We start from the raw sequence: 13,034 nt of genomic DNA, 5'->3' as shown, positions 1-13,034 counted from the left end.
TTGCGCATGGGATGCGTTCCTTTCGTCGTCGCGCTCGGCGCGGCATGCTGTGTGCGCGCCGAACACACCCCGACCAGGGGTGGAGAACCAGCTACGTGCGGCTGGTGAGCGCTCCGGGTGTTTCCCGGCTTGTGACAGTGGTTCGGCACCCTCGCCCGATCGGTTTGGGATCGTTCCTGGGGAAGTGCTGTCCCCCACTCCGTACCGTGGGCGCATGGCCCCCGCACACATCCCGAGCACGGACCGGATCCGGGCGATCGACGCCTGGTGGCGCGCCGCGAACTACCTCACCGTCGGGCAGATCTACCTCCTCGACAACCCGCTCCTCACGCGCCCGATCGACCCGGACGACGTGAAGCCCCGCCTGCTCGGGCACTGGGGCACCTCCCCCGCGCTCAACCTCGTCTACGCGCACTGCAACGCGCTCATCGCCGAGACGGACCGCGACCTGCTCTACGTGTGCGGCCCCGGACACGGCGGTCCCGCGATGAACGCCAACGCGTGGCTCGAGGGCACCTGGACCGAGCTGTACCCCGACATCACCCCCGACCCCGAGGGCCTGCGGAAGTTCTTCCGGCAGTTCTCGTTCCCCGGCGGCATCCCGTCGCACGCGGCCCCCGAGACGCCCGGCTCCATCAACGAGGGCGGCGAGCTCGGCTACTCGCTCGCCCACGCGTACGGCGCCGCGCTCGACAACCCCGACCTCGTCGTGGCCTGCGTCGTCGGCGACGGCGAGGCCGAGACCGGCCCGCTGTCCGGCTCCTGGCAGGCGCACACGTTCCTCGACCCCGTCTCCGACGGAGCGGTCCTGCCGATCCTCAACCTCAACGGGTGGAAGATCGCCAACCCGACGATCCTCGCGCGCATCCCCGACGAGGACCTCACCGCGTACTTCCGCGGGCTCGGGTACGAGCCGATCGTGGTCGACTCCGCCCGCGTCGACAACGACCCGTTCGCCGTGCACGCGCTCTTCGACGGCGCGCTGCGCCGGGCCCTCGCCACGATCGACGACATCCAGGCCGCCGCGCGGGCACAGGCCGAGCGCGCCGCGGCCGGGCAGCCCGCCGGTGCCGCCGACCTCCGGCCGCGCTGGCCGATGATCGTGCTCCGCACCCCGAAGGGCTGGACCGGTCCGCAGGAGGTCGACGGCGAGCGCGTCGAGGGCACCTTCCGCGCGCACCAGGTCCCCCTGCCCGCCGTGCGCGAGGACGCCGGGCACCGTGAGCAGCTCGAGGAGTGGATGCGGTCCTACCGTCCGGACGAGCTCTTCGACGCCGACGGACAGCCGACGGGCATCCTCACGACGATCCGGCCGCAGGGCGAGCACCGGATGAGCGCCACCCCGCACGCCAACGGTGGTCGCATCCGGACCGCACTCGACCGGCCGTCGCTCGAGCCGTTCGCCGTCCCGGTCGGCGAGGACGCCAGCGCGACCGCCACGCTCGGGCCCTGGCTCGCGGAGCTCACCTCGCGGAACCCCTCGGCCTTCCGCCTGTTCGGCCCCGACGAGACCATCTCGAACAAGCTCGACGCGGTCTTCGACGTGACGTCGCGGGTCTGGCGTGCCCGCCGCGCACCGGGCGACGAGCACCTCGGTGCGCGCGGCCGGGTCATCGAGGTCCTCTCGGAGCACCTGCTCGAGGGGATGCTCGAGGGCTACGTCCTGACCGGCCGCCACGGACTCCTCAACACGTACGAGGCGTTCGCGCACATCATCGACTCGATGGTCGGGCAGTACGCGAAGTGGCTCGAGTCGTCGACCGACATCGACTGGCGTGCCCCGGTGTCGAACCTGTCGATCCTGCTGTCGTCGCACGTGTGGCGGCAGGACCACAACGGCTTCTCGCACCAGGACCCCGGGTTCCTCGACGTCGTCGCCTCGAAGCAGCAGGACCTCGTCCGCATCAAGCTGCCGGCGGACGCGAACACCCTGCTCGCCGTCGCGGCACACGCGTTCGAGACGACCGACCGCATCGAGGTGATCGTCGCCGGGAAGCACCCGGAGCCGGTGTTCCTGTCGCTCGACGACGCCGTCGCGCACGCCGCGGCGGGCCTCGGCGTCTGGGACTGGGCCGGCACCGAGCAGACGGTGGGTCACGCCGACGTGGTGCTCGCGAGCGCCGGCGACGTGCCGACGGTGGAGGCCGTGGCCGCCGCGGACATCATCCGGAAGCACGCGCCCGAGGTCGGTGTCCGCTTCGTCAACGTCGTGGACCTGCTGTCACTCGGCGACCCGCGGAAGCACGAGCACCCGGTCAGCGACGAGCGCTACGACGAGGTGTTCCTGCCCGGGACGCCGGCCGTCTTCGCCTTCCACGGCTACCCGTCGCTCGTGCACAACCTGACGTACCGCCGGCACGGGCACGACGACCTGCACGTGCACGGCTTCCTCGAGCAGGGCACCACGACGTCGCCGTTCGACATGCTCATGCGGAACGACATGGACCGCTTCGCGCTCGCGCACGACGCACTGACCCGTGTCGACGCCGACGCACACGCGGACCTGCTGTCGAAGCTGACCGAGGCCCGCGAGGCCGCGCGGACCTTCGCCTACACGCGCGGCGAGGACCACCCGTCGCTGTCCGGGTGGGAGTTCCGGGGCTGGCCGCAGGACGAGCCGACGTCGGGTGGGACCGGTGGCGACCCGGGCGAGGGCGAGACCGAGGGCGCGGCTCCCGGCAACTGACACGCCTCCCGTCCCTCCTGCACAGTCGGGAGGCACGACACACCCTCCACAGGACCGGTCACGCCCGACGCGTGGCCGGTCCTGTGCCGTGAGGCTGGCCGCATGGACGTCGGGTGGGTGAGCGCGCTGGTCGCGCTGGCGGGGGCGGCGGTCGCCGCCGCGAGTGTGGTCGTGACCGTGCTCGAGGGGCGGCGGATGCGGCGAAACACGGAGTTCTCGGTGCACCGGGACCTGTGGTGGCAGCGTTGGTCCTGGGTGGTCGAACGGGCGAACTCCGGAGACCCGCACGATCACGACGCTGCTGCGTTCATGACCCATGCACTCACGACCCGGTCGTGGGTGACCGCCGACGACGAGTGAGTCCTGGCCGAGATCCAGCGTGACGAACGAGAGCGTCGACGGAGCGACGGGCCGACGGACGACGAAGGAGCAGGAGGACGAACCAGATGATCACCGACGAGTCAGATCGTCTGTTCAAACGACGCCTGGAGATGGTGGAGCGCGCCTTCGAGCACCTGCTCGCCGACCCGCACTACGGACCGCTCATGCTCGAGGATGGTCGACCCGAGTTCTTGGCGGACCTCCGGCAGGAGTGGCGGGAACGCCAGGACCGTGCCCGGGCGCACCTGGCGCACGACCTGCGCGAAGAGGCATCCCTGGCGGAGAGCTGACCGTGCCAGGCTGGGCGTGTGCAGGACCTCGTCATCGCCGCTCCGGACCTCGTCACGCTGCCGACCTCGACCGGTGGGCGCTTCCCCGTCCGCCGTGTGTACTGCGTCGGCCGCAACTACGCCGCGCACGCCCGCGAGATGGGGCACGACCCGGACCGCGAGCCGCCCTTCTTCTTCACGAAGCCGGCGACCGCCCTGGTCACCGACGACGCGGACACGCCGTACCCGCCCGGCACCGAGCGACTCGAACACGAGGTCGAGCTCGTCGTCGCCCTCGGCCGCGGCGGCTCGGACGTCGCCGTCGCGGATGCCCTCGACCTCGTCTGGGGCTACGCGGTCGGGCTCGACCTGACCCGTCGTGACCTGCAGGCCCAGGCGAAGCGGCTCGGCCGACCGTGGGACCTGGCGAAGGGCTTCGACGCCTCGGCACCGGTGGGGACGCTCGTGCCCGCGGCGGGGGTCGATCCCACCGTCGGGGCCGTGGAGCTCCGCGTCCTGAATGACGCGGACGGGACCGACGCGGACGGGATCGGCGCGGACGGGACCGGCGCGGACGGGATCGGCGCGCTCCGGCAGTCCGGGGACCTCGCCGACCAGATCTGGTCGGTGGCGGAGACCATCGCGGTGCTGTCCCGCTCCGTCGCGCTCGCACCCGGGGACCTGCTGTTCACGGGTACCCCGGACGGCGTCGGGACGCTGCAGCGCGGGGACGTCCTCACCGGGAGCATCGCGGGCGTCGGGAGCGTGCGGACGCGGATCACCTGACCCGGACCGGACCGGTGCCGGAGCCGCACGACCCGCTGTGAGGCTCCGCAGCCCGGGGGCGTACAACGGTGGTCGACGTCGGCGGACCACCGGCATCACACCGACGGGACACGAGGGGCACGACCGACGCCGAGCGCGTCGCAGTCACCCCCGGTGTCCGGACCGAGGAGGTGCGCCGTGCACGAACACGACCTGCTCGCGACGTCCTGGACCTGGGCGGGCGACGAACCGATCGCCGACCGGGTCCGAGCCGTCGGGGACGCCGGGTTCGCCGGGCTGTCCCTGTCGCTCGACGACCTCCACGAGGTGCGGGCGACCACCGGGTTCGCGGCACTGCGCCGCGTGCTCGACCGGGCGGGGATCGTCTGGGTCCAGCTCGGTCCCCTCGACCGCTGGTGGTCGCACGACGGCCGGACGACCGACGACGACGCCGACCGCGGGGTCGTGCTCGAGGCCGCGGCGACCCTGAGCGCGTGGCAGGTCGTGGTGCGCGCCGACCCGGGCGTCGTCCCGACCTCGCCGGCGTCGATGACCGCGGACTGGATCGAGCTCGCCACGCAGGCCGGGCAGGTCGGCGCGCAGCTCGTGCTCGAGCCGGAGCCGTGGTCGAACCTCCCGACCATCGAACGGGCGTCGCGGTTCGTCGCGGCGGCCGGGCACCCGAACGGCGGCCTGCTCCTCGACGCCATGCACACGCTGCGGGGCGGCTCGACGCTCGCGTCCGTCGCCCAGGGCGTCTCCCCCGCCGTGCTCGCCGCTGTGGAGCTGAGCGACGGCCTGCTGCACACCCCGTCCGGTCTGACCCTGGCGGAGGAGTCGCGGAGCGCCCGGCACCTGCCCGGAGCCGGTGCGTGGGACCTCCCCGGCCTGGTCCGCGTCGTGCGGGACCTCGGCTTCGACGAGCCGTGGGGCGTCGAGGTCCGGACGGCGGCACACCGGGCGATGCCCCTCGCCGATGCACTCCGCACGGCCGCGGCTGCGACGCGGGCCGTGCTCGACGCGGCCGATGCCTTCGGGCAGCCGGCGGCGCCCGCCATGCCGACGACACCCGCACCGACCTCCGCCGTCGACTTCGAGCCGACCGTCCCGCCGCGGTCGGTCCTGCCCAGACGCCGGCACGACTCCGACACAGGGGCGCCCGCGTAACGTCGCCGGCATGACGGATCACGCAGCAGACGACGACCTCCTCCGGCGTTCGCAGGAGTCCATCGACGAGGCCAAGGCCGCAGCGGCCGAGGTGGACCTCCCCGAGCAGGAGGAACTCGTCGACGAGGACCTGCCCGCCGCCGACGGCGGCGCTCCGGCGGACGGGCCCGCGCCCGCCGCCTGAGCGCAGCACGACGGACCACCTCGGACCGCCCGGGAGCACTCGCTCCCGGGCGGTCCGTCGTGTCGCGGACGGACCCGGCGGGAAGAAAGTCGGTCGCCGGATGTGACGATCCGGCTCCCCGACCCGTCTCACCAGTGGGTCCCGGAGCTGCAACTGCTCAGGGGACACCCGGGCACACCGTCGTGCCGGGCCCAGGACGCGCCGCGACCGGTCACCCTGAACACACCGGTCACGGCGCCCCGACGGCGGCCCCTGCGCTCCCTGATCCGGCGTGCGGGCCGCCTTCCCGGGCGGACCCCCGGACGACGATCGACGGCGGCCCGCTCAGCCCTCGCGGACGACGTCCTCGGGGTCCTTGTCCGGCCGCCAGCCCCGCCACGACGGCTGCCGCAGTCGGCCGTCCGCCGTCCACTCGGCGAACTCGACCTCACCGACGCGTACCGGACGCACCCAGTGCGCGTCACGGGCGTCGGGACGTGGGACGTCCACGAACGGGGAGGTCGCACGTCCGGCCTTCCCGAGCACCTCGGCGATCTCGTCGAGGTCACGGTCGCGGAACCCGGTGCCGACCCGACCGACGTACTCGAGCCCGTCCGGACCGGGGACGCCGAGCAGGAGCGACCCGATCCCGCCGGCGCGCCTCCCGTTGCCGGGACGCCAGCCGCCGACGACGACCTCCTGGGCAGCGTGGTGCTTGATCTTCAGCCACGCCTCGGAGCGGCGTCCCTCGGCGTAGCGGGACGACCGCTTCTTCGCGACGACGCCCTCGAGGCCCTGGTCGCGCGAGTCCGACACCGCACGGTCGAGGTCGCCGTCGACGGCGGGCGGGACGTCGACGGCCCCGCCGGGGTCGACGACCGTCTCCAACGCCCGGCGCCGGGCGTCGTAGCCGAGCCGGGTCAGGTCGTGCCCGTCGGCCTCGAGGACGTCGAAGAGCAGCAGCCGCACGGGTGTCCGCGCCCGTGCCGCCTCGACCTCCCGCGGCTTCGTCAGCCCCATCCGGTCCTGCAGCAGCTGGAACGAGGGACGGCCCCGTCCGTCGAGCGCGACGACCTCGCCGTCGTACACCCCGTCGACGCCCGCCCGCTCACCGAGCTCCTGGAGCTCCGGGTACTGCGCGGTGAGGTCGTGGTCGTTCCGGCTCCGCAGGGTCACCCGACCGTCGCGGACGGTGGCGAGGGCGCGCACGCCGTCCCACTTCATCTCGAACGCCCAGTGCGCCGGGTCGAGCCGGGGCTCGCCCTTCGCGAGCGTCGCCTGCATGGTGCGACGGTCCGCCGGCGCGGTGTCGGAGGTCGCGGCCGCGTCGATCCGCTGCCGGCCGTCGCGTGCACCTGACGGCGGACGGGAGGCACGCCCCGCCCCCGCCGTGTCGCCACCGTCCAGGCGGTCGGGCTGCTCCTTGGTGCGGTGGATCAGCCAGTTCTGCTCGTCGCCCTGGCGACCCTTCCCCCGCCCGCGGGTGTGCAGGAGCGCCAGTCGCCGGACGCCGTTCGTCCGGCCGTGCAGTGTGACGATGACCTCCTCGCCCTCGCGCCACTTCTCGAGCTCGTACGTGCCGTCGTCCCACAGGGTCACCGTGCCGCCGCCGTACTCGCCGTGCGGGATGGTGCCCTCGAAGGAGCCGTACTCGAGCGGGTGGTCCTCGGTCTGCACGGCCAGGTGGTTCTTCCCCGGGTCGGTCGGCTCACCCTTCGGCAGCGCCCAGCTCACGAGCACGCCGTCGTGCTCGAGGCGGAAGTCGTAGTGGTCCCGCGTCGCGTGGTGCTCCTGGATGACGAACGTCGGGGTGCCGTCCTCCCGCACCGTCGGTGCGTCCACGGGCACCGGTTCCGGGGTGCGGGACGCGTCGCGCTTCGCGCGGTAGGCCGTGAGCCGGTCGCGGGCCGGCTGCTCCGCGTCGTTCGCACGCTGGGTCCGGTCGCTGTCCCAGTGACCGGTGTCGGGCCTCCCGACCGACAGCGAGGCGGACGCAACCGGGTGCAGGAGGTCGCCGTGCGCCTCCAGGCGGTCCAGCACCTCGTCCATGGTGAGCTGCGCGAGCCCGCGCTCGCCGAGCTCGTCCCACGTCCGCGGTGCCGCGACCGTCGGCCGGTCACGGCCGCGCAGCGAGTACGGGGCGATCGTCGTCTTGTTGCCGTTGTTCTGCGACCAGTCGACGAAGACCTTGCCCGTCCGCTCCGCCCGGCTCATCGACGACAGGACCAGGTCGGGGAGGTCCTGCTCGAGCGCCTTCGCCAGCTCGTGGGCCACGTCGGAGACCTGCGCCGTCGACGCCCCGCCGTCGAGCGCCGCGTACAGGTGGATGCCCTTCGACCCGGACGTCACCGGGTACGGGTCGAGGCCCATGCCGTGCAGGATCTCGCGTGCGGCGAGCGCCACCTCCACGCACTCGGGCAGCCCGACGCCCTCGCCGGGGTCGAGATCGAGCACCAGCCGGTCGGGTGGCTGCTGACCACCACGGGGCCCGAAGCGCCACTGCGGGACGTGCAGCTCGAGGGCGGCCTGCTGCGCCATCCAGACCAGGGTCGGCAGGTCGTCGACGATCGGGTACTCGGTGTCGTGCTCCTTGTGCGCGATGGTGTGGTGGCGGACCCAGTCGGGCGCGGAGTCCGGCAGGTTCTTCTCGAAGAAGACCTTGCCGTCGACCCCGTTCGCCCAGCGCTTCCGGGTCACCGGACGGTCCTTGACGTGCGGGATCATCCACGGCGCGACGCGCTCGTAGTACGCGATGACCTGCCCCTTGGTCGTACCGGTCTCCGGCCAGAGCACCTTGTCGGTGTTCGTCAGCGCGATCCGCCGGTCACCGACCAGGACCGTCGTCTTCCGGGCCACCGGGCTCACAGCGCGACCCCGGTCGCTCCCGCCACGGTCAGGGTGCTGCCGGACGTGTACGACGACTCCGGGCCGGCCAGGTACACGTAGGCGCTGCCGAGCTCCACGGGCTGCGCGGGACGCCCGAGCGGGGTGTCCTGCCCGTAGGCCGCGATCTCGTCGCCGGGGTAGCTGATCGGCTGCAGCGGCGTCCAGACCGGGCCGGGCACGACCGTGTTCGCGCGGATGCCCTTCGCGGCGAGCTGTCGGGCGAGGCCGTTCGTGTACGTGATGATCGCGGACTTCGTCGCCGCGTAGTCGATCATGCGGTCCTGCGGCTGGTACGCCGACACCGAGCTCGTCGTCACGATCGCACTGCCGGGTGCCATGTGCGGGACGGCCGCGCGGACGAGCCAGAACAGCGAGTAGAGGTTCACCTTCATCGTCCGGTCGAAGTCCTCCGTCGACTGCTGCGTGACGTCCTCGTGCACCTGCTGGTGTCCGGCGACGAGCACCAGGGCGTCGAGGCCGCCGAGCTCGCTGACGGCGTCCCGGACCAGCGCCGCGCAGAAGTCCTCGTCGGTCAGGTCGCCGGGCAGCAGCACCGCCTTGCGGCCGAGGTCACCGACGACGTCGCGGACCTGTTCGAGGTCCTCGCGCTCCTCGGGCAGGGCGTTCAGGGCGACGTCGGCGCCCTCCTTCGCCATCGCGACGGCGGCAGCGCGGCCGATGCCCGAGTCCGCCCCGGTCACGAGCACCCGGTAGCCGCGCATCCGGCCCGTGCCGACGTAGCTCGTCTCGCCGTGGTCGGGCACGGGGTCCATCGCGCTCGCCAGGCCGGACCCCTGCTGGGTCTGCGCCGGGAACGGCGGACGGGCGTACTGGTCGCGCGGGTCCTGCTTGTCGAGCTGGCTCATGGGCCCATGGTGCTCGCGCGTCCTGGCGGGCGTTCTCGGGTGCGCGCGGGCATCATGGCCCCATGAGGTCGATCTGGAAGGGCTCCATCGCGTTCGGGCTCGTCAACGTGCCCATCAAGGTGTACGCGGCGACCGAGACCCACGACGTCTCCCTGCACCAGGTCCACGACGAGGACAAGGGCCGCATCAAGTACAAGCGCGTCTGCGAGTTCGGCCACGAGGTCGAGTACGCCGACATCCAGCGCGCCTACGACGACGGTGACAAGACCGTGGTGCTCACCGCCGACGACTTCAAGCAGCTGCCCGAGGAGCAGTCGCACGAGATCGAGGTCCTCGAGTTCGTGCCCGTCGAGCAGGTCGACCCGATGATGTTCGAGAAGTCGTACTACCTCGAGCCGGACTCCCGCTCCCCCAAGGCGTACGTGCTGCTCCGCGAGACCCTCGCGAAGACCGACCGGCTCGCGATCGTGCAGTTCACGCTCCGGCAGAAGACCCGGCTCGGCGTCCTGCGGGTGAACGACGACGTCATCCTGCTGCAGGGGCTGCTGTGGGGCGACGAGGTCCGGGCCGCCGACTTCACGGGCCTGGACGCCTCGGTGAAGGTCAGCGCGAACGAGCTGAAGATGTCGTCGTCGCTCGTCGAGAGCATGTCGACCGACTTCGACCCGGACCGCTACACCGACGCGTACCAGGAGGAGCTGCAGCAGCTCATCGACGCGAAGCTCGAGGCGGGCGACGACGTCGACACCGCCGACACCTTCGGCGAGCAGGCGGAGGACGAGGACGACGGCGAGGGCGGGGACGTCATCGACCTGATGGCCGCCCTGCGGGCGTCCGTCGACAAGAACCGGTCGTCGCGGTCGGGAGGCTCCGGGTCGCGGTCATCGTCCGGCTCACGGTCGTCGTCTGGTTCACGGTCGTCGTCTGGTTCGCGGTCGTCGTCCGGCCGGGCTGCGGAGGACGACGCTGCGTCGGAGGAGCAGTCCACGACCACGAAGAAGGCACCGGCGAAGAAGGCCCCCGCGAAGAAGGCGCCGGCAAAGAAGGCCCCCGCGAAGAAGGCCCCTGCGAAGAAGGCGCCGGCGAAGAAGCAGGCCAGCTAGCCGTCGCGACCCGTCCGCCGCAGCGCGAGCGGGATCGACACCCACAGCGCCGCGGTCCCGAGGAAGACGACGACCCCGCCCACCACCCCGCCGACGTCCCCGATCACCACGTCGAACACGAACAGCACGGTGCCGGAGAACAGCAGGGCGCTCGCCGCGAGGGCCGTGATGAGCAGCACGTTCCCGGCCCGGACCAGGTCGTGCTTCTGACGCTGCCGGAACACCAGTCGGTGTGCGGACACCGCGGACAGCGCGACGACGGTGATGACGACCGCGAGCACGACCAGCACGAGGTAGACGACCTCCTCACCGGGGCTGAGCATCGTGAACCGCTGCTGGAACGGCAGCGTCAGCAGGAACCCGGCGAGGATCTGCGTCCCCGTCTGCACGATCCGGAGTTCCTGCTGGATGTCCGACCAGTTGCGGTCCCACCGCTCGGTCGGGGTCTCGTGCCGACCGCGCTCGGTGTCCCGTGCTGCACCGCTGACGTCGCTCATGCGCCGAACCTACTGCCCCGTCACGCACCGGAAACACGACTCCGCGAGACTGTCCGCATGACTCCACAAGAGCCAGGGAGCCTGCAGTCGTCATCCGTGACCGCAGGCCCGCCCGTCACCGTGTCCATCACCCGTCTCGTCGATCCCGACCGCATCCCCGACGCCACCGCCTGGGTGCAGTCCGGCGTCAACCTGGCGAACCGCTACCCGGGCTTCCTCGGCTCCGGGTGGGTCCGCTCGCACGCCACCAGCCGCGAGTGGCACATGCTCTACCGGTTCGCCGATCACGAGCAGTTGGCGACGTGGGAGAACTCCGACGACCGGCTCCGATGGCTCGACCTGGGCCGCGACCTCGTCGTGGAGTCCCGGGTCGAGAAGCGCACCGGCATCGAGGGGTGGTTCGACGCCCCGCAGGACGCCCCGGCGTCGAGTGCACCGCCGCGGTGGAAGCAGGCCGTGAGCATCTGGCTCGGGTTCTTCCCGGTGAACCTGGCCTTCACGTTCCTGGTCGGCTGGCTCGTCCCGGCGTTCGGCACCCTCGCCGTGCTGCCGCGCGTGCTGGTCACGACGCTCGTGCTGACGCCGATCATGACGTTCTGGGTACTGCCATTCGTGACCGGGCTCATCCGCCCGTGGCTGCTCGCTCCGCCTCGGACCGCCCGGCAGCGCTGATCGGTCGTCGGGACACCGGGCCGGTCGCGGGTTCAGGGTGCACTGAACAGCACGAGGAGCGCCGTCACGAGTGTCACGACGACGACGACGGTGGCGAGGAGCCAGACGAACCCGAGCACGTGCTCGAGCACCACTCGACCGATCGCTCCGCTCCCGTCCCCGAGGAGCGCCTGCAGCCTGCTCGCCCCGCCGGCACCGATCGGGTCGAGCACGACGAGGGGCCGGAGCCGTCGGTCGACCAGGAGCGCTCCGTGCACGGTGCCGACGTTCGTCAGCATCCGGAAGCGGACGAGCCTCGCCCCTGTGGACCGCACGCGACGCCGCCCGTACACCGTGACGGCGACGAGCTCGTCGCCGTCGCGGTGCACCGAGCGCGTCGAGGCCGCGAGTCCGGAGAACCACGGCCAGCCGACGCCGAGCACGAGCGCGCAGACCAGCGCGACGTCCGGCAGCACCGCCAGGGGGTACCCGTCCGCGTCGAAGCCCTGGGAGGACCAGGACGGGCGGGTGACGACGGCGAGGACGATCACCACGACGGCCAGGACCACGCCCACGCGTGCACTCCAGAGCCCGATGCGCGTCCACCGTCCCTCGGCGTCGCCCGGTGCGTCGACGGGCCCCTCCGTCGCGTGCCGCGGCATCGTCAGCCGAGCACCGACAGCTGGTCGAGCCGCTCGAGGATGACGCCCTCGCGCAGTGCCCACGGGCAGATCTCGAGCGCCGGCAGGTCGAAGATGTCGAGGCACGCCTCGGCCACGAGCGCGCCGGGCACCACCTGGTGCGCCCGGCTCGGCGAGACGCCCGGCAGCGCCGCGAGTTCCGCGACCGACCTCGTCAGGAGCGACGGCAGCAGCCGGCGCAGTTCGGCGCCGTCGAGCGACCGCGGGACGAGCGGCCCGTCCCCCGACGGTGCGGCACCGCAGATCCGCGCGATCGAGCGGAACGTCTTCGAGGTCGCGACGGCACGGTCGGGCCGCCCCGAGCGGAGCAGCAGCCCGGCGTCCCGCGCGATGGCGACGCGGATCTCGTGCCGGATGCGGCGCACGTCGTCCTCGCTGGGCGTGCCGTCGACGAAGTACGTGCGCGCGAGCCGGGCGGCACCGATCGGCATCGACCACGCGACGTCCGGCGCCTCGTCCGCGCCACCGGCGATCTCGAGCGAGCCGCCACCGATGTCGAAGACCGCGAGTCGTCCCGCCGACCAGCCGAACCAGCGGCGGACGGCCAGGAACGTCAGGCGCGCCTCGTCGCCGCCGGACAGCACGGCGAGCTCGACACCGGTCTCGCGCTCGACGTGGGCGAGCACCGCGTCGGAGTTGACCGCGTCCCGCACGGCGGAGGTCGCGAACGCGAGCATGTCCTCGCAGCCGCGGTCCTCCGCGACCCGGACGGACTCGGCGACGAAGGCGGTGAGGGCGTCGATGCCCTCGGGCGTCACCGCGCCGGCCTCGTCGAGGTGCTCGGCGAGCCGCAGCGGCTGCTTGTAGGACGACGCGGGCAACGGCGCGGCACCGCCGTGCGCGTCCACCACGAGCAGGTGGCCGGTGTTGGACCCGATGTCGAGGACTCCCACGCGCAT

The 13,034-nt window shown here is 72.5% G+C and carries 13 protein-coding genes; 8 read left to right on the top strand and 5 right to left on the bottom strand.

Annotated features, from left to right (window positions below; genetic code table 11):
- The first annotated feature begins 214 nt into the window (after positions 1-214).
- The 6 genes from AB0N84_RS12835 to AB0N84_RS12810 all read left to right on the top strand — a co-directional run bounded on the left by AB0N84_RS12835 (position 215) and on the right by AB0N84_RS12810 (position 5,452).
- Positions 215-2,686 carry a phosphoketolase family protein gene (locus AB0N84_RS12835; protein WP_182047688.1) on the top strand — a complete coding sequence of 824 codons (2,472 nt, stop codon included), beginning with the start codon at positions 215-217 and terminating at the stop codon, positions 2,684-2,686.
- Between the two features lie 102 nt (positions 2,687-2,788).
- A complete protein-coding gene (locus tag AB0N84_RS12830) occupies positions 2,789-3,046 on the top strand; it encodes a hypothetical protein (RefSeq protein WP_363546870.1) in 258 nt (85 codons plus the stop codon).
- A gap of 86 nt (positions 3,047-3,132) precedes the next feature.
- Positions 3,133-3,357 carry a hypothetical protein gene (locus AB0N84_RS12825; protein WP_363546868.1) on the top strand — a complete coding sequence of 75 codons (225 nt, stop codon included), beginning with the start codon at positions 3,133-3,135 and terminating at the stop codon, positions 3,355-3,357.
- An 18-nt stretch (positions 3,358-3,375) separates the two neighbouring features.
- Positions 3,376-4,122 carry a fumarylacetoacetate hydrolase family protein gene (locus AB0N84_RS12820; RefSeq protein ID WP_363546865.1) on the top strand — a complete coding sequence of 249 codons (747 nt, stop codon included), beginning with the start codon at positions 3,376-3,378 and terminating at the stop codon, positions 4,120-4,122.
- Positions 4,123-4,299: 177 nt separating this feature from the next.
- Positions 4,300-5,268, top strand: coding sequence for a TIM barrel protein (locus AB0N84_RS12815; RefSeq protein ID WP_363546862.1), 969 nt, complete (start codon positions 4,300-4,302; stop codon positions 5,266-5,268).
- 10 nt (positions 5,269-5,278) lie between these two features.
- The gene (locus AB0N84_RS12810) at positions 5,279-5,452 is read left to right on the top strand and encodes a hypothetical protein (protein WP_182047681.1); all 174 of its coding nucleotides are present in this window, start codon (positions 5,279-5,281) and stop codon (positions 5,450-5,452) included.
- Positions 5,453-5,776: 324 nt separating this feature from the next.
- Here the strand turns inward: AB0N84_RS12810 and AB0N84_RS12805 are convergent, their stop codons facing one another.
- Together AB0N84_RS12805 and AB0N84_RS12800 are read right to left on the bottom strand one after the other, a co-directional pair.
- Positions 5,777-8,296 carry an ATP-dependent DNA ligase gene (locus AB0N84_RS12805; protein WP_363546859.1) on the bottom strand — a complete coding sequence of 840 codons (2,520 nt, stop codon included), beginning with the start codon at positions 8,294-8,296 and terminating at the stop codon, positions 5,777-5,779.
- Complete coding sequence (locus AB0N84_RS12800; RefSeq protein WP_182047677.1) at positions 8,293-9,183, bottom strand: SDR family oxidoreductase; 891 nt, start codon at positions 9,181-9,183, stop codon at positions 8,293-8,295. Before AB0N84_RS12800 ends, AB0N84_RS12805 begins: the two co-directional genes overlap by 4 nt.
- Before the next feature lie 62 nt (positions 9,184-9,245).
- Here AB0N84_RS12800 and AB0N84_RS12795 point away from each other — a divergent pair, with 62 nt between their 5' ends.
- Positions 9,246-10,286, top strand: coding sequence for a Ku protein (locus tag AB0N84_RS12795; RefSeq protein ID WP_363546855.1), 1,041 nt, complete (start codon positions 9,246-9,248; stop codon positions 10,284-10,286).
- Here the strand turns inward: AB0N84_RS12795 and AB0N84_RS12790 are convergent.
- The gene (locus AB0N84_RS12790; protein ID WP_182047673.1) at positions 10,283-10,783 is read right to left on the bottom strand and encodes a DUF6328 family protein; all 501 of its coding nucleotides are present in this window, start codon (positions 10,781-10,783) and stop codon (positions 10,283-10,285) included. The two genes, AB0N84_RS12795 and AB0N84_RS12790, sit on opposite strands and share 4 nt — an antisense overlap.
- Before the next feature lie 57 nt (positions 10,784-10,840).
- Between AB0N84_RS12790 and AB0N84_RS12785 the strand changes: the two genes are divergently transcribed.
- A complete protein-coding gene (locus AB0N84_RS12785; protein ID WP_182047672.1) occupies positions 10,841-11,455 on the top strand; it encodes an antibiotic biosynthesis monooxygenase in 615 nt (204 codons plus the stop codon).
- 32 nt (positions 11,456-11,487) lie between these two features.
- On the opposite strand, the gene AB0N84_RS12780 is transcribed toward AB0N84_RS12785, so the two are convergent.
- Together AB0N84_RS12780 and AB0N84_RS12775 are read right to left on the bottom strand one after the other, a co-directional pair.
- Positions 11,488-12,096, bottom strand: a complete 609-nt coding sequence (locus AB0N84_RS12780; RefSeq protein ID WP_363546851.1) for a hypothetical protein — start codon at positions 12,094-12,096, stop codon at positions 11,488-11,490.
- 2 nt (positions 12,097-12,098) lie between these two features.
- Entirely contained in the window at positions 12,099-13,034 is a 936-nt protein-coding gene (locus AB0N84_RS12775) for a Ppx/GppA phosphatase family protein (RefSeq protein WP_182047668.1), read from the bottom strand.

This window comes from Curtobacterium sp. NPDC089185 (assembly GCF_040685235.1).
Classification (GTDB): Bacteria; Actinomycetota; Actinomycetes; order Actinomycetales; family Microbacteriaceae; genus Curtobacterium; species Curtobacterium citri.
The sequence above is the reverse complement of the archived record's forward strand: the minus strand, read 5'-3'. Positions and strand labels throughout refer to the sequence as shown.